The organism is Streptomyces sp. NPDC049627 (assembly GCF_044465645.1).
Lineage (GTDB): Bacteria > Actinomycetota > Actinomycetes > Streptomycetales > Streptomycetaceae > Streptomyces.
Genome location: NZ_JBITLW010000009.1, coordinates 12,905 through 35,191 on the forward strand (window position 1 = coordinate 12,905; position 22,287 = coordinate 35,191).

The 22,287-nt window shown below is 72.5% G+C and carries 16 protein-coding genes; 15 read left to right on the forward strand and 1 reads right to left on the reverse strand.

The window, feature by feature from the left end; all coding sequences use genetic code 11:
• Positions 1 to 57: 57 nt before the first annotated feature.
• Positions 58 to 2,124, reverse strand: a complete 2,067-nt coding sequence (gene fusA, locus ACIBU0_RS24465; protein ID WP_398821784.1) for an elongation factor G — start codon at positions 2,122 to 2,124, stop codon at positions 58 to 60.
• 753 nt (positions 2,125 to 2,877) lie between these two features.
• On the opposite strand from fusA, the gene fabG reads away from it, so the two are divergent.
• The 15 genes from fabG to ACIBU0_RS24540 all read left to right on the forward strand — a co-directional run bounded on the left by fabG (position 2,878) and on the right by ACIBU0_RS24540 (position 22,173).
• Positions 2,878 to 3,624, forward strand: a complete 747-nt coding sequence (fabG, locus tag ACIBU0_RS24470) for a 3-oxoacyl-[acyl-carrier-protein] reductase (protein WP_398821786.1) — start codon at positions 2,878 to 2,880, stop codon at positions 3,622 to 3,624.
• Positions 3,621 to 4,388 (forward strand): thioesterase II family protein, encoded by a 768-nt coding sequence (locus tag ACIBU0_RS24475; protein WP_398821788.1) that lies wholly within the window; start codon positions 3,621 to 3,623, stop codon positions 4,386 to 4,388. The genes fabG and ACIBU0_RS24475 overlap by 4 nt, the downstream gene beginning before the upstream one ends.
• A gap of 51 nt (positions 4,389 to 4,439) precedes the next feature.
• Entirely contained in the window at positions 4,440 to 5,375 is a 936-nt protein-coding gene (locus ACIBU0_RS24480) for a TauD/TfdA family dioxygenase (RefSeq protein WP_398821790.1), read from the forward strand.
• A 65-nt stretch (positions 5,376 to 5,440) separates the two neighbouring features.
• Positions 5,441 to 6,415: a TauD/TfdA family dioxygenase gene (locus ACIBU0_RS24485; protein ID WP_398821792.1), complete on the forward strand. Its 975-nt coding sequence runs from the start codon at positions 5,441 to 5,443 to the stop codon at positions 6,413 to 6,415.
• Positions 6,416 to 6,487: 72 nt separating this feature from the next.
• Positions 6,488 to 7,444: a beta-ketoacyl-ACP synthase III gene (locus tag ACIBU0_RS24490; protein WP_394729057.1), complete on the forward strand. Its 957-nt coding sequence runs from the start codon at positions 6,488 to 6,490 to the stop codon at positions 7,442 to 7,444.
• A gap of 88 nt (positions 7,445 to 7,532) precedes the next feature.
• On the forward strand, positions 7,533 to 7,778 hold the full coding sequence (locus tag ACIBU0_RS24495; RefSeq protein ID WP_380861979.1) for an acyl carrier protein: 246 nt from the start codon (positions 7,533 to 7,535) through the stop codon (positions 7,776 to 7,778).
• A 3-nt stretch (positions 7,779 to 7,781) separates the two neighbouring features.
• Complete coding sequence (locus ACIBU0_RS24500) at positions 7,782 to 9,179, forward strand: condensation domain-containing protein (RefSeq protein WP_398821795.1); 1,398 nt, start codon at positions 7,782 to 7,784, stop codon at positions 9,177 to 9,179.
• Positions 9,176 to 10,189, forward strand: a complete 1,014-nt coding sequence (gene sbnA, locus ACIBU0_RS24505) for a 2,3-diaminopropionate biosynthesis protein SbnA (RefSeq protein ID WP_398821797.1) — start codon at positions 9,176 to 9,178, stop codon at positions 10,187 to 10,189. The genes ACIBU0_RS24500 and sbnA overlap by 4 nt, the downstream gene beginning before the upstream one ends.
• Positions 10,183 to 11,205, forward strand: a complete 1,023-nt coding sequence (sbnB, locus tag ACIBU0_RS24510) for a 2,3-diaminopropionate biosynthesis protein SbnB (RefSeq protein WP_398821799.1) — start codon at positions 10,183 to 10,185, stop codon at positions 11,203 to 11,205. Before sbnA ends, sbnB begins: the two co-directional genes overlap by 7 nt.
• A 67-nt stretch (positions 11,206 to 11,272) precedes the next feature.
• The gene (locus ACIBU0_RS24515) at positions 11,273 to 16,141 is read left to right on the forward strand and encodes an amino acid adenylation domain-containing protein (RefSeq protein ID WP_398821801.1); all 4,869 of its coding nucleotides are present in this window, start codon (positions 11,273 to 11,275) and stop codon (positions 16,139 to 16,141) included.
• Positions 16,142 to 16,163: 22 nt separating this feature from the next.
• Positions 16,164 to 17,081 carry an ornithine carbamoyltransferase gene (locus ACIBU0_RS24520; protein ID WP_398821803.1) on the forward strand — a complete coding sequence of 306 codons (918 nt, stop codon included), beginning with the start codon at positions 16,164 to 16,166 and terminating at the stop codon, positions 17,079 to 17,081.
• A complete protein-coding gene (locus ACIBU0_RS24525) occupies positions 17,078 to 18,478 on the forward strand; it encodes an MFS transporter (protein WP_398821805.1) in 1,401 nt (466 codons plus the stop codon). The genes ACIBU0_RS24520 and ACIBU0_RS24525 overlap by 4 nt, the downstream gene beginning before the upstream one ends.
• Positions 18,471 to 19,232: an ABC transporter ATP-binding protein gene (locus ACIBU0_RS24530; protein ID WP_398821807.1), complete on the forward strand. Its 762-nt coding sequence runs from the start codon at positions 18,471 to 18,473 to the stop codon at positions 19,230 to 19,232. The genes ACIBU0_RS24525 and ACIBU0_RS24530 overlap by 8 nt, the downstream gene beginning before the upstream one ends.
• The gene (locus ACIBU0_RS24535) at positions 19,229 to 21,718 is read left to right on the forward strand and encodes an FtsX-like permease family protein (protein WP_398821809.1); all 2,490 of its coding nucleotides are present in this window, start codon (positions 19,229 to 19,231) and stop codon (positions 21,716 to 21,718) included. The genes ACIBU0_RS24530 and ACIBU0_RS24535 overlap by 4 nt, the downstream gene beginning before the upstream one ends.
• Before the next feature lie 239 nt (positions 21,719 to 21,957).
• The gene (locus ACIBU0_RS24540) at positions 21,958 to 22,173 is read left to right on the forward strand and encodes an MbtH family protein (RefSeq protein WP_398821811.1); all 216 of its coding nucleotides are present in this window, start codon (positions 21,958 to 21,960) and stop codon (positions 22,171 to 22,173) included.
• The last annotated feature ends 114 nt before the right edge of the window (positions 22,174 to 22,287 follow it).

The window sequence follows — 22,287 nt, forward strand, 5'->3', positions numbered from 1 at the left end:
CGGTCGCCGATGAGACGGGGGCGGCCCCTCCCGCGCGAGGGAGGGGCCGCCGGTCGGTCACCGGGCCGGCGTCGCGGCCGGCGCGGGTGCGTAGCCGGTGGGCCGGGCGGTGAACGTGCCGCGGCCCTGGGTCCGGCTGCGCAACCGGGTCGCGTAGCCGAAGAGTTCGGCCAGCGGCACGGTGGCCGTCAGGACCGCCGAGCCGCCGCGCGCGGCCGAGCCGGAGACCCGGCCCCGTCGCGCCGCGAGGTCGCCGAGGACGGTGCCGACGGCGTCCTCGGGCACGGTGACCGTGACCTCGGCGACCGGCTCCAGCAGGACCAACGCGCAGGTGCGCAGGGCCTCGCGGAGACCGAGCCGGCCGGCGGTGCGGAAGGCCGTGTCGGAGGAGTCCTTCACGTGGGTCGACCCGTCGGTGAGGGTGACGCGCAGCCCGGTCACCGGGTGACCGCCGAGCGGCCCTTCGGCGAGGGCGTCCCGGCAGCCGGCCTCGACGGCGCGGACGTACTCCTGCGGTACCCGGCCGCCGACGACGGCCGAGCGGAACGCGAAGCCGGACTCCGCCTCCGCGGGTTCCACGTCGAGGACGACATGCGCGAACTGCCCTGCGCCGCCGTCCTGTTTGACGTGCCGGAAGACGAAGCCGGACACCCCGCGGCCGACCGTCTCCCGATACGACACGCGGGGTCGGCCGACGTTGACGTCCAGCCCGGCATCGCGCCGGATCTTCTCCACCGCGACCTCCAGATGCAGTTCGCCCATGCCGGACAGCACCGTCTGCCCGGTCTCGGCGTCGGTCCGTACGACCAGCGACGGGTCCTCCTCGGCCAGCCGGGCCAGCGCGGCGGCCAGCCGGCCGGTCCCGGTCGCCGTGCGGGCCTCGACCGCCACGGACACCACCGGGTCGGCCACGCTCGGGGGTTCCAGGACGAGCGGGGCGTCCGGTGCGCAGAGGGTGGCGCCCGGGCGGGCCGACTTCAGGCCGACCACGGCCACGATGTCCCCGGCGGTCGCGCGGTCCACCTGGGCGTGCCGGTCGGCCCGGACCCGCAGGATCCGCCCGATCCGCTCGGTGCGGCGTGCGCCCGCGTCGAGCACGGTGTCTCCCTTCTCGATGGTTCCCGAGTACACCCGGAGGTAGGTCAGCCGCCCCGTCGGGGTGGCGCTCACCTTGAACGCCAGCGCCGCGAACGGTGCCCGGGGGTCGGCCGGCCGTTCTTCGTCGGCCCCCTCGCGCACACCGCACACGGGCGGCACGTCGAGCGGCGACGGCAGATACGCCACGACCGCGTCGAGCAGCGGCTCGATCCCGCGGTTGCGGTAGGCCGAGCCGCACAGGACGACCACGCCGTCACCGCTGTGGGTGAGGTCGCGCAGGGCGGTGACGAGCGTTGACGAGGACATCGTCGACTGTGCACAGAATTCCTCCAGGGCTCCGGTATGGAGTTCGGCCACCGCCTCCTCCAGCAGCCGCCGACGCCGCTGCGCCTCCTCCCGCAGACCCTCCGGAACGGGCTCCTGTACGGCCGTGTCCGCGCCGTCCGCCCACACCAGCGCCCGCATGCGGACGAGGTCCACGACGCCGCGGAACCCGTCCTCCGCTCCGATGGGCAGCTGCACGACCAGCGGCGCCGGATGCAGCCGTTCCCGGATCGAGGCCACCGCCGTGTCGAGGTCGGCCCCGGCACGGTCCAGCTTGTTGACGAACGCGATCCTCGGCACACCGTGCCGGTCGGCCTGCCGCCACACCGACTCGCTCTGCGGCTCGACGCCCGCGACGGCGTCGAACACCGCGACCGCGCCGTCGAGGACGCGCAGCGAACGCTCCACCTCGTCGGCGAAGTCGACGTGACCGGGGGTGTCGATCAGGTTGATCCGGTGACCGTCCCAGGCGCAGCTGACCGCCGCCGCGAAGATGGTGATGCCGCGATCGCGCTCCTGCGGGTCGAAGTCGGTGACGGTGGTGCCGTCGTGGACCTCGCCGCGCTTGTGGGTGGTTCCGGTGGTGTACAGGATCCGCTCGGTGACGGTGGTCTTGCCGGCGTCGACGTGGGCGAGGATGCCGAGGTTGCGGACGACGGCGAGGGGGTCGAGGTGGGTGCGGGGGTCGAGGTGGGTGCGCACGGCCCTTGGCCTTTCGGATGATCCGGAAGTGAAAACAGGTCAGCGCGATTCCCTGACGAGGCACACACGTGCCCGGACATGGCCTGTCGACCTGCGCGAACGGCAGGCTTCAGAACAGGAGTCGGCGGTGCTCAGACGCTCGTCACGGGCATCCGGTGCCGGCCGCGCAGCGGGCACCGGACGGACGAGGACACGAGGATCACCTCGTACCGGCACAGGGAGACGACGGCAGCGGTGCGGTCACACACGGCCCGGCTCCCTTCGACTGGTCACGACGACGCGCCGCCGAGCGGTGGGCGGCGCGTGATTGCGTGGTGAGTTTAGGGAACCGGGCGCGGTCGGAGCACGCGCTTTTCCGGTGGTGCGGCCGGAGTGTGAGGCATCCGCGAAGGCGGCCACCCCCTGTGTGCTGTACGGCAGTTGCGCGGAACATCGGATTCAGCCACGGGTCGCGGATGTGCGGCGCCCTCGGGTGCGGACTCGGGGGGACTGACCGCGGACGGCGGGCGGTCGATCACAACTCCGCCTCGCACGGGACTCCGCAATCGGACACGGCCGCTGCGACCAGCGGGAATGCGGGCGTCCATGGCGCACCCGGCGCGAAGGGCGGGTGTGCACGCCGGTGTGTGGCGGCGTACGCGGGGCGTGGGCGGGGGCCGGATGCAGGGTGCCGTATAGGCCAGATATAGCCCGCGAACACACGCTCGACCCATCCGAACGGATGGGGGAGAGATGCCGGAGCTTGGGGAAAAGATGCCGGAACAGTCCGGGCAGGTGGCGCTGGTGACCGGAGGGTCGCGGGGGATCGGGCGTGCGGTCGCCACCCGGCTCGCGAACGACGGTTTCGACGTCGCGATCTGCTACCGGTCCGACGAGGCCGCGGCCGAACAGGTCGCCAAGGAGATCCGGGCCGCGGGCCGCCGCGTGCTGACCCGCCGCGTGGACGTCGCCGACCGGGTCGGGGTGCGGGCCTTCGTCGCCGACGTCGAGTCGGGCCTCGGCCCGGTGACGGCGGTCGTGACGTCTGCCGGCATCACCCGCGACCGGCCGCTGGCGCTGATGCAGGACGACGAGTGGGACTCCGTGCTGCGCACCAACCTCGACGGGACGTACAACCTGCTGCGCTCCGTGGTCAGGTCGATGATCCGCCGCCGTGAGGGCACCGTGGTGACGCTGTCCTCGGTGGCCGGCGTGGTCGGCAACGCCGGGCAGACCAACTACTCGGCGTCGAAGGCCGGCATCATCGGCCTCACCCAGGCGCTGGCCAAGGAGTTCGGCCGGTACGGCGTGCGGGCCAACGCGGTCGCCCCCGGATTCATCGACACCGAGATGGTCGCCGGGGTCCCCGAGTCGGTCGCCAAGGACGCCATGGGCCGCATCCCGCTGGCCCGCTTCGGCACCCCCGACGAGGTCGCCTCCCTCGTCTCCTACCTGGTCTCGCCGCAGGCCGCGTACATCACCGGCCAGGTGGTGCGGATCGACGGCGGCATGGCGCTGTGACCGGACCGGAGATCTGGTTCCGGCGCTATCCGGGAGCGGCGGCACCTCGCATGCGCCTGGTGTGCTTCCCGCACGCCGGCGGAAACGCCCGGCTCTTCCACGGCTGGGCGTCCCGGCTGCCCGCCGACGTCGAACTCCTCGCGGTGCGCTACCCGGGCCGCCAGGAGCGGATGGACGAGCCGTGCGCGGAGACGATGGACGAACTGGCCGGCCGCATCTCCGAGGCGCTCGGCCCCGAACGTGACCTGCCGCTGGTCCTCTTCGGCCACAGCATGGGCGCGGCGGTGGCCTACGAGGTCGCGGTACGCCTGGAAGGCCCCGCGGCCGACGGCCCCGGACCGGCCCTGCTGCTGCTCTCCGGCCGTGGCGCGCCGCACCGCACCAGGCCCACCGCACTGCATCGGGCGGCGGACGACGTGCTGGTGGCGGGCGTGACCCGGCTGGGCACCCTCGGCGGCGACGCCTACGCCGTACCGGAGCTGCGGGAGCTGCTGCTGCCGGTGCTGCGGGCCGACTACCGGCTCATCGAGACGTACGACAGGCAGCGGCCACCGGTCCTGCGGGCCCCGATCGTGGCGTACCTCGGCGACCGCGACCCGGGGATCACGCGGCCGGGCATCGAGGCCTGGTCGGAGCTGACCGAGGGCGACTTCACCGTGCGCTCCTTTCCCGGCGACCACTTCTACCTCGCGCCCCGGGAGGCGGAGCTGACCGCGGACATCTCGGGGCGGCTGGCCCGTCTCCCGGTGGCCCGGCCGGCCTGAGCCGCCGCCCCCGTAATCACCGCACCGACATGACAGGAAAGGAGAGGTGACATGGCGAGTACCACGGCCTGGGCACCGACGGAGATCAAGGCGGCCGAGGGCGGCGGCCCCGAGGAGCTGCTGCGGCACGTGGACGCCCTGGAAGGAGGGCTGACCGGTGCGCTGACACGGGAGAAGGCGCTGGTGTTCCGCGGCTTCGGCATCACGCCCGAGACCCTGGACCCGGTGCTGGACCGGCTGCTGCCGAACCGCCTGGCCTACGTGCACGGCAACTCGCCGCGCACCAAGGTCGGGGGCAACGTCTACACCTCGACGGAGTACCCGCAGGAGTACACCATCTCGATGCACAACGAGATGAGCTACGCCCACGCCTGGCCCGCCCGTCTGGCGTTCTTCTGCCAGATCACCCCCGGTGGAGGCGGCGCCACCCCCGTGCTCGACGCGGCGCTGTGGCTTCGGTCGCTGGACCCGGAGGTGCGGGACGCCTTCGCGGGCGGGGTGCGCTACGTCCAGAACCTGCACGACGGCTACGGCCTCGGCAAGAGCTGGCAGGACACCTTCGAGACGTCCGACCGGGGCGCGGTGGAGTCGTTCCTGAAGGGCGCGGGCGCCGACTGGACCTGGCGGCGCGACGGCAGCCTGCGCGTCGAGTCGCTGCGCCCCTCCACCACCGTCCACCCGGTGGCCGGCACCGAGGTGTGGTTCAACCAGGCCGACCAGTGGCACCCGGCCGGCCTCGGCGACGAGACCGCGAAGGAACTCGCCCAGATCCTCTCCGAGGACGAGCTGCCGCAGTCGGTGACCTTCGCCGACGGCAGCCCCATCCCCGCCGAGTACGTGGTGCAGATCCGCGACCGGGGCCTGGAGCACGCGGTCGACGTCGACTGGCACGCCGGCGACCTGCTGCTCATCGACAACCTGCTGCTGGCGCACGGCCGACGCCCCTACACGGGCGACCGGCGGGTGCTGGTGGCGATGTCCGACTGACCGTCCACGGTCCACGAACCGGGCCTGCCCGGTCCCAGACGCCGCGACGACCAAGCGAGTTGACCATGACCATCACCTCGGAAGAGACCCCTGCCGGCTGGCTGGGAAGCGGAACCGTGCCCGGTGTGTGCCGGCCGGACGCCCCCGGCACCGGCATCCACGCCTACCTCACCGAGCACCGCGCCGAACTGCGCGCCACTCTCGCGGAGCGCGGGGCGCTGCTGCTGCGCGGCTTCGACGTGGGCGGTGTCGACGGCTTCGACCAGACCGTGCGCGCCTTCTCCGGCACTCCCCCGCTGGCCTACGCCGAACGCTCTTCGCCCCGCTCCACCATCAAGGGCCAGGTCTACACGTCGACGGACTACCCGCCGGCCGAGGAGATCTTCCTGCACAACGAGAACTCCTACCAGGCGGTGTGGCCCCGCACGCTGTACTTCTACTGCGTGGAGCCGCCCACCACCCAGGGCGCGACGCCGCTCGCCGACATCCGGCGGGTCCTCGCGGCGATCGACCCGCAGGTGCGGGCCGAGTTCGAGGCGCGTGGCTGGCAGGTGGTGCGCAACTTCCACACCGGGTTCGGCGTGCCCTGGCAGGAGGCGTTCAACACCTCCGACCGGGACGCCGTGGTCGCGTACTGCGCGGAGCGGCGCATCGAGGCCGAGTGGCGGCCCGACGGAGGGCTGCGCACCACCGCGGTCCGCCGCGCGGTGCACCGGCACCCGGTCAGCGGCGAGGAGGTGTGGTTCAACCACGCCACGTTCTTCCACACCAGCACGCTGCCCGCGGAGGTCGGCGCCGGACTGCGCGCGATCTTCGACGACGAGGACCTGCCCACGCACACGTTCTACGGCGACGGCGGCACCATCCCCGACGACGTACTGGATCACCTGCGCGGCTGCTACCGCGGGGCGTCCGTCCGCTTCGACTGGCAGCGCGACGACGTCCTGATCGTCGACAACATGCTCGCCGCGCACGCCCGCGAGCCGTTCACCGGGCCCCGGCGGATCGCCGTGGCCATGGCGGAGCCGTCCGAGGCCTGAGCGGCCGTACACACGTCCGCCGCAGTACGACCCGCACAAGTCCGTCCAGCCGACCCGCAGTTGGGAAGAGAGATGCTCACCACACACGGATCACGCATAGCCGCTCTCGCGGTCTACCGGCCCGCCCGCCTCGTGGCCAACGAGGAACTGTCGCAGCGGACCACCGTCTCCCCGGAGTGGATCGAGAGCCGCACCGGCATCAAGACCCGCCATCACGCGGACGAGCAGGAGACCATCGCCGCGATGGCGGCGGCGGCCGGGGAGAAGGCGGTGGTCGAGGCCGACATCGACCCGGCCGAGGTGGACCTCACGATCGTGGCCAGCGCCACCCGCCGCGTCCGCATGCCCGGTGTGGCGCCCGAGGTCGCCAGCCGCATCGGCCTGCCGAACTCCGGTGCCTACGACCTGAACGCGGTCTGCGCCGGCTTCACCTACTCCCTGGCCATGGCCTCCAACGCGGTACGGCTCGGCGAAGCGCGGCACGCGCTGGTCATCGGCGCCGAGCGGACCAGCGAGTGGATCGACCCCAACGACCCGGACACCTTCGTCATCTTCGGTGACGGCGCCGGCGCCGCCGTGGTGTCCCGCTCCGAGACGGCCGGCATCGGCCCGGCGGTGTGGGGCAGCGACGGTGCGCGGCACGAGGTGCTCGGCATCACGGAGAAGGCCGACGGCCGCGAGTACGTCACCATGAACGGCCCCCTGGTCTACAAGTGGTCGACGGCCACGATGCCGGACGTGGCCCACCGGGCGTGCGCGGCCGCCGGTGTCTCCCTGGAGGACATCGCCTGGTTCGTGCCGCACCAGGCCAACAACCGGATCATCCGCACCCTGACGGACAACCTGGGCCTGCCGCAGGACCGCGTCGTCAACGACGTCGTCGACACCGGCAACACCTCGGCGGCCTCCGTGCCGCTGGCGCTCAACCGCCTCAAGGAGAGCGGCCGTGCCACCCCCGGCGAGAAGGTACTGCTGCTCGGCTTCGGCGCCGGCCTGACCTACGCCGGCCAGGTCGTCGACATGCCCTGACGGGCCTGACTGCTCACTGCTCCCCCACGCCTCACCGCCCCCCACGCCTCACTGCTCACTGCTCACTGCTCACAGAGACGGAACAACCATGACCCGAGACGAAATGATCGTCGAGATCATCAACCTCACCCTGCGCACCGCCCCCGACCTGGAGGGCGAGGTCACCGCCGACGCCAGCTTCGAGAACCTCGGCATGGACTCCCTGACCCGCATCGACCTGCTGGCGGCGGTGGAAAAAAACTTCGGTCTGTCGGTGCCCGACGACAAGGTCGGCGACCTGCTGAGGGTCAGTGACGTCGCCGACTTCCTCATGGCGTACAAGGCGGGAGTCTGACCCATGACCCACACGGACCCCGGGAACGGGGCGCTGCCCCTCTCGGTGGGCCAGGAAGGACTGTGGCTCCTCCACAGCCTGGCCCCCGACAGCTCCACCTACCACCTCGCGGGAGGTGTCCGCATGGAGCCGGCGCCCGATCCCGAGATCCTGGCGCGGGCCGTCGACGCGGTCAGCGAGCGGCACCCCATGCTCCGCTCGGTGTACGCGGACACCGAGGACGGCCCGCGGCGCCGCGTCCTGCCGCCCGGTGAGATCGGGCGCCTCACGGTGCGCGAGGTGCCCGGCGCCGATGACGAGGAGCTGCGCCGGATGGTGGACGCGGAGGTCGCCGCGCCGTTCCGGCTGACCGACGAGGGCCCGTTCCGGGCCGTACTGCTGCGGCGCGGCGCGGATGCCGTGGTGCTCGTCGTCACCCACCACATCGCCACCGACGCCCTGTCCCAGTGGCTGCTCTGGCGCGACCTGCTCTCCGCCTATGCGGCCCTCGCCGAGGGCAAGGACCCCCGACTGGAGCCGCCGGCCACCGACTTCGACCACTTCGTGGCGGCCGAACGCACCCTGCTGGACTCCTCGCGCGGCTCCCGCCAGGCCGACTTCTGGCGGGAGCAGTGCGCCGGATCGCAAGCCGCCGAACTTCCCACCGACCGGCCCCGTCCGGCTGTACCGGCGAGCAAGGGCGCGAGCCTGGTGCGCAGGCTGCCCGACGCGCTCTCGGAGCGCATCCGGCGTGCCGCGGCCGACCGCGAGGTCTCCCAGTTCGCGGTGGCGCTCGGCGCGCTCCAGGCCCTGGTGAACCGCTGGACCGGCCTGCGGGACTTCCTCATCGCCTGCCCGGCGTCCGTGCGCCGCTCCGCGGCCCGCGAGGTCGTCGGCTATTACGTCAACCCGGTGCTGGTGCGGGCGGAGATCACCAGGAACGCCACCCTGGGCGAGGTCATCGACCGCGCCGCGGACCGGATACGGCAGGCCACCGCACGCGCCACGTATCCGTTCCCGCTGGTCGCCCAGGACGCCGGGGACGGCGGGCCGCTGTACCGGATCGCCATGACCATGGTCTCCACCGAACGCTTCGACGGCGGCATGGAGGTCGCCGCCGCCGGGGTGCCGATGCTGGTGGGCGGCCTCACCGTCACCTATCTGGAGATCCCGCATCTGGAGGGCCAGTGCGACGTGTCGCTGGAGGTGACCCGTGACGCCAACGGCCTCACGATCGCCCTGCGCTACGACACGGCGCTGTTCGAACGGTCCACCATGGAGCGGCTGTTCGACCAGTACATACGGTTCCTCACCGCCGCCGTCGACGAGGCGGACCGTCCCGTCGGCCGCATCCAGCTCACCGACGGCGACGACAAGCGGGCCCTGCTCGCCCTCGGCGGCCACCCCGGCGCCGTCTCATGAGCGCTCCCGTGCTCCACGGCATCCTCGACGGCGTCGGCAACACGCCGCTGGTGGAACTCACCGGCCTGCTGCCCCGGTTCGGCTCCCGCGTCTTCGCCAAGCTGGAGGCGTTCAACCCGGGCGGCAGCGTCAAGGACCGGTCCGCGCTCTCCATGCTGCTGGGCCGCATCCGCAGCGGTGACCTGGTGCCGGGCCGGTCCACGGTGGTGGAGTCCAGCTCCGGCAACCTCGCCATCGGCATGGCCCAGATCTGCCGGTACTTCGGCATCGACTTCATCTGTGTCGTCGACCCGAAGACCACCGAGCAGAACCTGGCCATCCTGCGGGCCTACCGCGTCACCGTCGACATGGTCACCGAGGTCGACCCCGAGACGCGGGCCTACCTGCCGACGCGCCTGAAGCGGGTACGGGAGCTCGTCGCGACCATCCCCGGTGCCTACTGGCCCAACCAGTACGCCAATCCGCGCAACCCGCTGGCGCACGAGCGGACCATGCGGGAGATCGCCGAGGCCCTCGACGGCCGCGTCGACTACCTGTTCTGCTCCACCGGAACCGGCGGCACCCTCACCGGCTGCGCCCGCTACATCCGCGAACACCGGCTGGCCACGACCCTGGTGGGCGTGGACGCACTGGGCAGCGTGCTGTTCGGCGGGGCGTCCGGACCGCGGCTGCTGCCCGGACACGGCGCGGCGGTACGGCCCGCGCTCTTCGATCCGACGCTGGCCGACGAGGTGGTGCACGTCTCGGACCTGGAGTGCGTGGTCGGGTGCCGGACCCTGACCGACCGCGAGGCCATCCTCGCCGGCGGCTCCTCCGGCGCGGTCACCGCCGCGCTCGGCAAGTTCGCGGCCCGCATCCCGGCCGGCCGCAACGTCGTGCTGATCTTCCCCGACCGGGGCGACCGGTACCTCGACTCGATCTACTCCGACGACTGGGTGCGCGCCCACTTCGGAGAGGTCTCCCATCTGTGGCAGGAACCCGATCTCTTCATGGCGGTGAGCGCATGCTGATCATCGAACACGGGCAAGTGGCCGGGCTTCTGACCGGGCGTGAGAAGGAGATCGTGGACCTCGTCGCCGAGGCCTACGAACGCCACGACGAGGGGCGCACCGTACTGCCGCACTCCGTCTTCCTGCGCTTTCCCGACCGCCCCCGAGACCGCATCATCGGCCTCCCCGGCTACCTCGGCGCGGCGGCCGGCGACGGGACACCGGGCGGTGAGGTCGCCGGCATGAAGTGGATCTCGTCCTTCCCGGGCAACATCGCAGGCGGTCATGAGCGCGCCAGCGCCGCGATCCTGCTCAACTCCCTGGAGACCGGGCACCCCGAGGCGCTCATCGAGGGTTCCCTCATCTCCGCCCGGCGCACCGCCGCCTCCGCCGCGCTCGCCTCCCGGCTCCTGCTCGACGGGCGCCGGCCCACCGGCGTCACCCTCATCGGCACCGGCGTCATCAACCGCGAGGTGCTCCGCTTCCTCGCGGTGGTCCACCCCCACCTCGACTCGCTGGCCGTGTACGACACGGACCCGGAGCGCGCCGCCCGTTTCACCGCCGACCACGCCCGGCTGCTGCCCGGCGCCCGGGTACGGCACTGCGGCAGCCTCGACGAGGCCCTCGCCGCACACGACCTGGTGTCCTTCGCGACCACCGCCGCCGTCCCGCACACCGGCCTCGACGCCTGCCCGCCCGGCACCGTGGTGCTGCACGTCTCGCTGCGGGACCTGACCGTGCCCGCGATCCTCGGCGCCCACAACGTCGTCGACGATGCGGACCATGTGTGCCGCGAGAAGACCTCACCACACCTGGCACAGGAGCACACCGGCGGCCGGGACTTCATCCACGCCTCCATCGGCGCGCTGCTGAGGGGCACCGCCGCACCCGTCCCCCAGGACGGCCGGCCGGTGGTGTTCTCCCCGTTCGGTCTCGGCGTACTGGACCTGGCGCTGGCCCGGTTCGTCCGCGACGAGGCACGCACGCGGGGGATCGGCACCTTCATCGAGGGCTTCCTGCCCGGCCGTACGCCGTAGGGACGGTCCTGCCCGAGGCCGTCCCCGCACCGCAGACCCGCACCTGATCAACACCTCTGGAGAAGAGATGTCTGTCCCGCTGCACGAACTGATCGCCCGTCAAGCCGTCCGTACCCCCCACGCCATCGCGGTCGACGACGCACAGGGGACGATGACGTACGAGCAGCTGGACCGGCACGCGAACCGCGTCGCGCGGCTGCTCCGCGCCCGGGGCGTCGCCCCGGAGGAGCGGGTCGCGGTCAGCCTCCCCCGCCGGCGCGACCTGCCCGCCGTCCTCCTCGGCGTGTGGAAGGCGGGCGCCGCCTACGTACCGCTGGACGCCGCCCACCCCGCGGAGCGGACCGCGTGGATGGTCGAGGACAGCGGCGCCCGGCTGGTCCTGGCGGTGCGCGGTACGGCACCCGAGGGGCTGGACGACAGCGCCGTACTGCTCCTGGACGCCCCGGAGACCGGCCTCGACGCCCAGCCGGACACCGCCCCCGAGCCGCCCGCCGCCGATCCCGCCAACGCCGCCTACCTCACCTACACATCCGGCTCCACAGGCCTCCCCAAGGGGGTGCTGGTGGAGCACGCCGGCATCGCCAACCGGGTGTCCTGGACGGTGACGCGGCAGGGCCTCGGCGCGGACGACCGGATGGTGCTGAAGACGGTCCTCACCTTCGACGCCGCCGCCCTGGAGCTGTTCGCGCCGCTCGTCGCCGGCGGCACCGTGGTGATGGCACCGCAGGGCGCCGAGTCCGATCCGGCACTGCTGGTGCGCACCGTCGCCGAGCAGCGCGTGACCGTCCTGCAGGGCGTCCCGTCGGTGCTGCGGCTGCTCACCGAGGAGCCCGGCTGGGCCCAGTGCACCGGACTGCGGATGGTGTTCTCCGCCGGTGAGGCCCTCGACGCCGAGCTGTGCCGCCGGCTGAGCGAGCCGACCGGCGCCACGGTGTGGAACACGTACGGGCCCACCGAGTGCTCCGTCGACGTCACCGCCCAGGAGTTCGACCCGGCACGCCACACGGAGGCCGTGCCCATCGGCCGTCCCCTCGACGGACTGCGCGTCTACGTGCTGGACGAGGAGTTCGACCCCGTGCCCATCGGCGTCGTCGGCGAGGTGTACGCCGCGGGCACGGGCCTCGCCCGAGGCTACGCCGGGCGCCCGGCACAGACCGCGGAGCGCTTCCTGCCCGACCCGCACAGCGGCGACGGCAGCCGCATGTACCGCACCGGCGACCTGGCCCGCTGGCGCTCCGACGGCAGCCTCGCCTACCTGGGCCGCGTCGACCATCAGGTGAAGGTCAACGGCGTCCGCATCGAACCGGCCGAGGTCGAGGCCGCCCTGCACGCCCACCCCGAGGTGCGGGGAGCCGTCGTCGGGGCGTACACCGCCGCCGCGGGCACCCGGCTCGTGGCCCACCTCGTGGCGGGCCGCCGCATCCCCCGCGACGAACTGCGCAGCTTCCTGCGGCGCCGGCTGCCCGAGTCGATGATCCCCGCCCAGTTCGTGCCCATGGACGCCTTCCCGCTGACCGCCAACGGCAAGGTCGACCGGTCCGCCCTGCCCGACCCGGCGGCCCCCGAGACGGTCGCGCCCGGCGACACCCCCGCGTCGGTGGCGCCCCGCACTCCCGCGGAACGGCTCGTCGCCGACGTGTGGGAGCAGCTCCTCCAGGTGGAGAACGTCGGCGTGCACGACGACTTCTTCGCCCTCGGCGGCTCCTCCCTCGTCCTGACCCGCCTCGCCGTCGCCCTCACCAAGGCGTCCGGCGACGACGTCCAGCTCCGCGGCCTGTTCGGCGCGTCCACCGTGGAGGCGCAGGCCCGCCTCATCGAGGAGTCCCGGCCCGCCGTGCCCGAGGTGGTCCCGGTCGACCGCGGCGTACCGCTGCCGCTCTCCTTCGGCCAGCACCGCCTGTGGTTCCTGGACCGCATGCACCCCGGCAGCCCCGAATGGGTCGCCCCGCTCTTCCTGCGGCTGCCCGCCGGCACCACCGAGGCCACCGTCCGCACCGCCCTCGACGCCCTGGAGCAGCGCCACGAGGCCCTGCGCACCCGCTACGTCCTCGAGGGCGAGGAACCCCGCCAGGTCGTCGTCGACGCACAGCCCGTCGAACTGCGCGTGGAGGACGCGGGCGAGCCCGAGCTGGAGCGGCTCTTCGACGAACAGTTCCGCCGCGGCTTCGACCTGACCGACGGCCCCCTGTGGCGTGCCCTGCTGGTGCGGGTCCCGCTCGGCGGCCCCGTCCTCCTGGTCACCGTCCACCACATCGCCAGCGACGGCTGGTCCACGGTCGTCCTGGAGCGGGAGATCCGCGAGCTGTGCGCGGCGGCCGAGGAGGGCCGCACCCCCGAACTGCCCGCACCCGCCGTGCAGTACGCCGACTACGCGGCCTGGCAGGCGGCCCGCTCCGACGACGCCGTCCTGGACCGCGAACTCGACTACTGGAAGTCCGCGCTGCGCGGCATGCCCGAACTCCAGCTGCACACGGACCGGCCCCGCCCGGCCCACCGCGACGGACACGGCCAGGGCGTACGGTTCTCCGTGCCCGCCGGCCTGGCGGACGCCCTCAGCGGCATCGGCCGGCAGCACGGGGCCACGCCGTACGCCGCCCTGCTCGCCGCCTTCGCGGCGCTGCTGGCCCGCTACAGCGGCCAGGAGGACTTCGGCGTCGGCAGCCCCGTGACCGGCCGGCTGCGCCCGGAGACCCAGGACACCGTGGGCTTCTTCCTCAACTCCCTCGTCCTGCGCTGCGACCTGGCCGGCGACCCCACCTTCGCCGACCTGCTCGTCCGCACCAAGGACACCGTGCTCTCCGGCTTCGCCCACCAGGAACTGCCCTTCGAACGGCTGGTGGACGAACTCCAGCCGGTCCGCGACCTGTCCCGCACCCCGCTCTACCAGGTGGCCTTCGACCTCCAGGACGAGGGCGCGACCATGGTGGCCACCGACGGTGTCCTCATGGACGCCTTCCAGGGGGCCTGGCGGGTGGCCAAGACCGACCTCACGCTGTTCGTCTGGCGCCACGCCGACGGATCGCTCACCGGGGCCTTCGAGTACGCGACCTCGCTCTTCGAGCACACCACCGTGGAGCGCATGGCCGACCACTTCGTCCGCCTCGTCCAGGCCGTCGTCGACGCCCCCGGCACACCGCTCTCCGCGATCGACCTCACCACCGTCCACGAACACCGGCTCCTCCGCCTCTGGAACGACTCCGGGGTGCCGGTGAGCGAGGTCTCGGTGCCGGAGTTGATCGCGGAGCAGGTGGCGCGGCGGCCGGACGCGGTGGCGGTGGAGTCGGGCGGTACGACGCTGTCGTTCGCCGAGTTGGATGTCCGGGCGAATCGCCTGGCGCACCGGCTGCGTGCGGCAGGGGTCGGTGCCGAGTCGTCGGTGGCGGTCCTGCTGGACCGGTCGGTCGAACTGGTGGTGGCGCTGCTGGCAGTGTGGCGCGCGGGGGCCGGCTATGTCCCCATGGACCCGGTGCTGCCGGCCGGGCGGATCGCCGGGATGATCACGGACGCCGCGGTGCAGGTGGCGGTCACTTCCGCCGCGTACGCGGACCGGTTCGAAGTACCGGTGATACGGGTGGACGAGGATCTGTCGCACCTGCCGGACAGCGCGCCCGAGGTGCCAGTCGATCTGGACTCGGTGGCCTACACGGTGTTCACCTCCGGCTCGACAGGCCGCCCCAAGGGCGTGCAGGTCTCGCACCGCAGCCTGGTCAACCACGTCGACTGGGCCGTACGGGAATTGACGTCGGCCGGCACCGGTGGCGCACCGGTGTTCTCCTCCGTGGCCTTCGACCTGGTCGTGCCGAACGTGTGGGCGCCATTGGCGGCCGGGCAGCGCACCTGGCTGTTCAACGGTGAACTGACCGAGCTGGGCACCGCATTGACGGACGCTCGCCCGTTCTCCTTCGTCAAGCTCACCCCCGGCCACCTCGAGGTGCTCTCGAGTCAGCTGCCGGACGACGACATCGCCGCGCTCGCCGGCAAGGTCGTCGTAGCCGGCGAAGCACTGCCCGGCGCCCTCGTCGAGCGCTGGCGCCGTATCCTCGGCGACGGAGCGGTCCTCAACGAATACGGACCCACCGAAGCCACCGTCGGCACCTGCGTGTTCCCCCTGGTGGAAGCGTTCGACGGCGTAGTGCCGATCGGCCGGCCACTGCCCAATGTGGCGATGCACATCCTGGACGCCCACCTGCGTCCGGTACCGGTGGGTGCGGTCGGTGAGCTGTTCGTCGGTGGCGCAGGCGTGGCCCGCGGCTACGTGGGCGACCCGACCCGTACCGCCGAGAAGTTCGTCCCCGACATATACGGACCGGCGGGCAGCCGGATGTACCGCACCGGGGACCTCGCGCGGTGGCGTTCGGACGGCGCGGTGGAGTTCCTCGGCCGCATCGACGACCAGGTCAAGGTGCGCGGCTACCGCATCGAACTGGGCGAGGTACGCGCCGCGCTCGTCGCCCAGCCACAGGTCACCGACGCGGCCGTGATCGTCTCGGAGCAGGACCAGCGCCTGATCGCCTACATCGTCGGCGAGATTCCCGACCTCACCGACATCCTGCCCGAGTACATGACCCCGTCCGTCTACGTCCAGTTGGACGCGATCCCCCTCACCGCCAACGGCAAACTCGACCGCCGCGCCCTCCCCGACCCCGACGACACCACGACCGACTCCTACATCGCCCCCCGCACCCCCGCCGAGGAGCGCATCGCCGCGATCTGGGCCGATCTGCTCGGCAAGAACGCCAGTGTGTACGACAGCTTCTTCGACATCGGCGGGCATTCCATCCTCGCGGTGCGCCTCGTCTCGCGGTTGCAGCAGGACTTCGACCTCGACCTGCCGATACGGGTCGTCTTCGAGCGGCCCACCATCGCGCAGCTCGGCGTGGAGATCGAGGACCGCGTCCGGGCGGAGATCGACGCGCAGCTCGCCGAATCCCGCTGACCAACGAGCGAAGGACATCCGCATGCGTCACCTCATCTCACTGACCGATCTGACCGACGACGATCTGCGCGCGCTGGTCGCCCGCGGGGCGGAATTCGCCGCCGGGGCGGTCGCCAAGCCGCTGCGGGACGAGGTGGTCGGCATCTACTTCCGGCGCACCTCGACCCGTACCCGTACCGCCTTCACCACCGGGGCGCTGCGGCTCGGCGCGCAGACGGTGACCTTCGGTCCCGGCGACCTCCAGCTGAACACGGGGGAAACCACCGAGGACACCGGCCGGGTACTGGCCGGCATGCTGGACATGCTGGTCGCCAGGACGTCGGACGCGACGGCGGAACTGCGGTCCTGGGCGGCGGCCGGGCCGATGTCGGTGGTGAACGCGATGACCGCGGAGGAGCACCCCACCCAGGGACTGACCGATCTCACCACCCTGCACTGTCACTTCGGCCGCGTCGAGGGCCTGCGGGTGCTGTACGTGGGCGAGGGCAACAACAGTGCCGCCGCGCTGGCCCTGGCCCTGACCCGCTTCCCGGGCACCGAGCTGGAGCTGCGCACCCCGCCCGGGTACGGCCTGACGGCGGACATCCTCGCCACCGCCGGCGAGCAGGCGGCGCGCAGCGGGGCGAAGCTGTCCGAGCAGCACGACATGGCGTCCCTGCCCACCGGGTTCGACGTCGTGTACACCACCCGCTGGCAGACCACCGGCACCAGCAAGCCGGACGCGGACTGGCGCACGGTGTTCGCGCCGTTCCAGGTGTCCGGTGCCCTGTGGGAGAGCAGCCCGGACGCGGTGTTCCTGCACGACCTGCCCGCCCACCGGGGCGAGGAGGTCACCGCGGAGGTGCTGGACGGCCCGGCCAGCCTGGCGTTCAGCCAGGCCACGCACAAGCTGCACAGCGCGATGGCGGTCCTCGAATGGTGCCGGGCCGTACGTTCATGATCAGAAAGCGCAGAGCCCGCCCCCACGGAAAGGGCAGGCACAAGCTGCCGTCGCTGCGCAGCTACCGCGACTTCCGGCTGCTGTGGACCGGCTCGGCGATGTCGGTGATGGCGGAGCGCTGCTCCGGGATGGCCTTCACCCTGCTGGTGCTCTGGCACACCAGGTCGGAGAGCGCGGCGGGCATCGTCGGGTTCGCGGGGCTGCTGCCGGCGCTGCTCGTGCAGCTGCCGGCAGGCGTCCTGGTGGACCGGCTGAACCGGCGGCGCGTCATGATGACGTGCATCGTGGTGCGGATGGTCGCCGTGGCGACGGTCGCCCTCTCCCTGCTGGGGGATTCGGTGTGGGTGTGGCACATCGCCCTGGTGGCGTTCGTGCAGAGCAGCATGACCGTCTTCTACCAGCTGTCGGAACGGGCCATGGTGCGTAACGTGGTGCCCTCGCAGCAGCTGGGCGCGGCGATGGCCACCAACGAGGCCCGCTCCCGCGGCGTCAACTTCGTCGGGCACCCGGCGAGCGGGGCGATGTTCGGTCTGTCGGCGTGGGTGCCGTTCCTGACCAGCGTGGGGCTCTACCTGGCGTCGCTGGTCACCCTGGTGAAGCTGAGGGGCGAACCGCAGCCGACGCGTCCGCCGCGCACGGGACGCCGGATGCGTTCCGAGGTCGCGGCCGGATTCAACTGGGTGTGGGGGCGGGCCTACTTCAGGACGGCGCTGCTGGTCATCTCGGTCAGCAACCTGGTGTTCCAGGGGCTGATCCTGACGGTGGCCGTGGTGATCAGGGAGGACGGAGGGGCCGCCGGCACCATCGGGTTGATCATGGCGGCGGGTGGCATGGGCGGGCTGTGCGGGGCGCTGTCGGGCGGCTGGCTGAACCGGCGGCTGGCCATGCGGCAGATCATGATCCTCGCGCACACCGCGTGGGCCGTGGTCATGCCCACAGCGGTGTTTTTCCGGCAAGCAGCGGCACTTGGGGCGCTCTTCTACATAACGTCGTTTATAGGAGCCGCTGTTACCGTCTCCGGTATGTCTTATCAGGTGCGCATCACCCCCAACGACATGCAGGGGCGGGTCGGCAGTGTCGTCATGCTCCTGGTGTCCGGGGCGAGTTCGCTCGGCGCGCTCGGTACCGGATACCTGCTGGAGGCAGTCGGCAGCCGCCACACCCTCGTGGCGCTGTCGGCGGTGATGGCGGTGCTGGCCCTGGTGGCGGCCGTCGTCTTCAGCAGGGCCGGAGCGGCCCGGGAGGACCGCGCGGACAGCATCGAACCCCTCGACGCGGTGCACACCCCGTCGGAGCCGGCGGCGCTGCCGGCCCCGGACGTGCCCGCGCCGGCCTCCGTCGTGGACGGGACGCCGGCCGATCCCCTCACCCACGAAGCGCGGAGAACCGATGGATGACGCAGTACGGCTGGAGTCGCTCACCAAGACCTACGGGTCCGGCGACAGCGCGGTGAGCGCCTTGCGCGAGACCAGCTTGTCCTTCCCCAGGGGTAGCTTCACCGCGATCATGGGGCCCTCGGGGTCCGGCAAGTCCACCCTGTTGCAGTGCGCGGCCGGGCTCGACCGGCCCACATCGGGCCGGGTCTTCATCGACGGCCAGGACACCTCGGGCCTGAACGAGACCCGGCTGACCGAACTCCGCCGCGCCTCCACCGGGTTCATCTTCCAGTCCTTCAACCTGCTGCCGTCGCTGACGGCCGAGCAGAACGTGGCGCTGCCGATGCGGCTGGCGGGCCGCAGGCCCCCGCGCGGCGCGGTCCGGCAGGCGCTCGCCCAGGTCGGCCTCGACAAGAAGGCCGGCAGCCGGCCCAGCCAGCTCTCCGGCGGACAGCAGCAGCGGGTGGCCATCGCCCGTGCTCTGGTGTCCCGCCCCGCCGTGCTCTTCGCGGACGAGCCGACCGGCGCTCTCGACCTGTCCACCGGCCGTGAACTCCTCGTCACCCTACGGGCGTTGGCGGGACCGGGCGGCGACGCCCCCGGTGCCGAGGACCGCGTGACCACCACCATCGTGATGGTCACCCACGACCCGAACGTCGCCGCCTACGCGGACCGGGTGCTGTTCCTCGCCGACGGCAGCCTCGTCGGAGAGCTGCTCCAGCCGACCGCCGACGACGTCGCCGCCCGCATGACGCACCTGGCGGTGTCGTCGTGATCAGGGTGGCCTTCCAGACCCTGCGGGCGCGCTGGGTCTCCTTCCTCGGCACGGTGGTCGCCCTGGTCCTCGGCGTGGCGCAGGTCGCGGCCATGGGGCTGCTCGTGACGACGGCGTTCGACCTGCCCGACCGGCCGGTGGAGCGCTTCGCCGGCGCCGACACCGTCGTACGCCCGCCGTCGGACGGCTGGGACCCGGCCCACCACGATCTGGGCGTCCGCTCTCCGGAGGCGGCCCGCGGGCTGAGCACCGAACTGCGCGACCAGGTCGCCGCGACCGGCGAGACCATCGTCGACCGCGCCTTCTACGCGCAGTTGCGCGGCGGTCCCGAGGACCAGGTCGGGCACCCGTGGGCGGTGGCCCGCTTCGGCGGCTACCGCCTCACCGACGGCGCAGCGCCGGCTTCGGACGGGCAGATCGTGGTCCCCTCCGACCGGGCCCGCACCGGCGACGAGGTGACCGTGCTGACGGCGTCCACCGTGCGGAAGTACACCGTCAGCGGAACCGTCGCCCCCGTCGGCTACGAGGACGCCGTCTTCTTCTCCGAGGCGGAGGCCGCGCGGCTCTCCCCGCGGATCGACTCGCTGGTGGCGCTCGGCCCCGCTGACGCGGTCCGGGACGCCGTCGGCGAGAAGGCCGACGTCCTCACCGGCCAGGACCGGCACAAGGCCGACGCCAGCGAGGCCGAGGACCGCGAGACCCTGGACAACACGATCACGCTGGTGCCGGTGATGGCGAGCGTCGCCGGGACCACCGCCATTTTCGTGGTGGCGTCCACCTTCGCCTTCGCCGTCGTCCAGCGCCGCAGGGAGGTCGCCCTGCTCCGAGCGGTCGGCGCCACCCCCAGGCAGGTGCGGAAGATGGTCCGCAACGAGGCCCTCCTGGTGGGCGGCGTGGCCGCGGCGGTGGGCACCGTCCTCGGTCTGTTCGGGGCGCAGCTCCTCGCCGACATGCTGATCTCCATGGGGGTGTCGCCGGACTGGTTCACCGTCACCCCGTCCCTGCACTGGACCGTGCTCGTGCCGCTCGTCGGCGCCTTCCTGGTCGGGTTGCTGGTGTCGGTCGGCGGTGCGGCCGCCGCGGCCCGCCGCGCCGGCTCCATCCAGCCCGTCGAAGCGCTGCGGGAAGCCGCCGTGGACGACACGGGCGTCACCCCGGGCCGCGCCCTGCTCGGTGCCGTGGCCCTCCTCGGAGGCGTCGGCTGGACCGCCTGGATCGCCACCGGCTCCCCGGTGACGGTGCTCTCGCCGACGGTGTACGTGGTTTCGCTGATGGTGCCGGTGCTGGCGGCGGCCGTCCTCGCCCCGCTGGCGGTGGGCCCGCTGGCCCGGCTGCTGATGTGGCCGTGGCGCCGCGCGAACGGCCCCACCGCGATGCTGGTCCGGGAGAGCGCGCTGACCGCCCGCCGCCGGACCGCGGCGACGGCCGCGCCGGTGCTGCTCACCGTCGGCCTTGCGTTCTCCCTGCTCGCCGCCACGGACTCGCTGGGTGCGGCCCGGGACAGCGGCCTGCACAACCGGATCGTCTCCGACTACGCCCTCGCCCCCGACGACACGCCCGGCATCAGCACCGAGGTGGTCGACCGGGTCGCCGAGGTGCCCGGCGTGCAGATCGCCGCGCCGCTGCTCACCACGGTCTACTGGAAGGACGAGGACCGCTACGACGAGAACGACGGCCTGGTCGTCGACCCCGAGGCGTTGAAGCGGACCATGGACCTCAAGGTCGTCGAGGGCTCCCTCGACGACCTCGACGACAACAGCATGGCCGTCGCCGACCTGTGGCACATGGACGTCGGCTCCACACAGACCGTGCTGATGGCCGACGGCAGCACCCAGAAGCTGAAGGTGGCCGCCGTGTACAAGGCGCTGCGCGGCGAGGACGTGGCCTACCTGCCGTCCCGGTTCGCCGACACCGCGCTGTTCGCGCGCGACGGCCTGGCCCGCCGCGCGTACATCACCCTGGACAAGGGCACCGACGTGCAGGCCGCGACCGCCGCCATCCGCAAGGCGGTCGACGGCAGCGGCGCCAAGTTCATGACGCGGGACGAACTGGTCGCCTCCGAGGCCGCCTACGCCCGGCACCTGAACGAGGTCCGGCAGCGCTCCACCGCGGTGATCATCATGCTGTTCTGCTTCATCGCGATCCTGAACACGCTGCTGATGGCCACCGCGGACCGCCGGCGCGACCTGGCGGTCCTGCGGACCGCGGGCGCCACCCCGAGGCAGGTGCTGCGGTTCTTCGTCGCCGAGTCGCTCCTGGTGTCCGCGATCGGTGTGGTGCTGGCGCTGGCCGCCACCGCCGTCAACCTGGCCGGGCTGTGGGGAGCCCTGTTGCAGCTCTTCGGCACCACCCCGATCGTCGTGCCGTACGCGGTGGTCGCGGGCGTCGCGGTGGTCTCCACCCTGCTGGCGCTCCTCGGCACGGTCCTGCCGGTCGGAGCGGCGCTGCGGGCCCGAGCCGTGCAGCTGATCGGAGCCCGCGAGTAGGACACTCCGGTACGTCCCCGCACCCCCCGGACCCACACGGCCCGGTCCCGAACTCCCCCGTCGGGACCGGGCCGTGTGCCGTCTCCGCGGGGGCTTGTGCCTTTCCGTGATCGGGCGACGCGGTCCCGTCGCGGCAGCCCGACAGATCCCCGCTGGAGCCATAAGAGAGCCGATAAGAGCCCCGGTATAGGTCCCCGTCGGACGCTGGGCGAGCATCCGACCACCGAAGGGACACCGTCATGGCTGACGAGCAGACCGACCACCGCACCTACCGGGTCGTCCTGAACGACGAGGAGCAGTACTCGATCTGGGACGCGGACCGGGAGCTGCCGGCCGGCTGGCACGCCGAGGGCACCGAAGGCTCGAAGCAGGACTGCCTCCAGCGCATCGAGGAGGTCTGGACGGACCTGCGGCCGGCCAGTCTGCGCCGGCGCATGGAGCAGGCCGGCGCCTGAGCGCGCCGCACGGCCCGCGGTGCCGGCAGCGGCACCACACCGCACAGCAGCCGGCACCACGCAGGCACCACACGAGACACGTCGTACGGAACGAAGGTCGGGAGGGGCGCTCAG

What these genes read in the sequence shown, in the direction of transcription:
- fabG (WP_398821786.1), top strand. Translation starts at nt 2,878, where the DNA reads ATGCCGGAACAGTCCGGGCAGGTGGCGCTGGTGACCGGAGGGTCGCGG.
- ACIBU0_RS24480 (WP_398821790.1), top strand. Translation starts at nt 4,440, where the DNA reads ATGGCGAGTACCACGGCCTGGGCACCGACGGAGATCAAGGCGGCCGAG.
- ACIBU0_RS24485 (WP_398821792.1), top strand. Translation starts at nt 5,441, where the DNA reads ATGACCATCACCTCGGAAGAGACCCCTGCCGGCTGGCTGGGAAGCGGA.
- ACIBU0_RS24490 (WP_394729057.1), top strand. Translation starts at nt 6,488, where the DNA reads ATGCTCACCACACACGGATCACGCATAGCCGCTCTCGCGGTCTACCGG.
- ACIBU0_RS24495 (WP_380861979.1), top strand. Translation starts at nt 7,533, where the DNA reads ATGACCCGAGACGAAATGATCGTCGAGATCATCAACCTCACCCTGCGC.
- ACIBU0_RS24500 (WP_398821795.1), top strand. Translation starts at nt 7,782, where the DNA reads ATGACCCACACGGACCCCGGGAACGGGGCGCTGCCCCTCTCGGTGGGC.
- sbnA (WP_398821797.1), top strand. Translation starts at nt 9,176, where the DNA reads ATGAGCGCTCCCGTGCTCCACGGCATCCTCGACGGCGTCGGCAACACG.
- sbnB (WP_398821799.1), top strand. Translation starts at nt 10,183, where the DNA reads ATGCTGATCATCGAACACGGGCAAGTGGCCGGGCTTCTGACCGGGCGT.
- ACIBU0_RS24515 (WP_398821801.1), top strand. Translation starts at nt 11,273, where the DNA reads ATGTCTGTCCCGCTGCACGAACTGATCGCCCGTCAAGCCGTCCGTACC.
- ACIBU0_RS24520 (WP_398821803.1), top strand. Translation starts at nt 16,164, where the DNA reads ATGCGTCACCTCATCTCACTGACCGATCTGACCGACGACGATCTGCGC.
- ACIBU0_RS24525 (WP_398821805.1), top strand. Translation starts at nt 17,078, where the DNA reads ATGATCAGAAAGCGCAGAGCCCGCCCCCACGGAAAGGGCAGGCACAAG.
- ACIBU0_RS24530 (WP_398821807.1), top strand. Translation starts at nt 18,471, where the DNA reads ATGGATGACGCAGTACGGCTGGAGTCGCTCACCAAGACCTACGGGTCC.
- ACIBU0_RS24540 (WP_398821811.1), top strand. Translation starts at nt 21,958, where the DNA reads ATGGCTGACGAGCAGACCGACCACCGCACCTACCGGGTCGTCCTGAAC.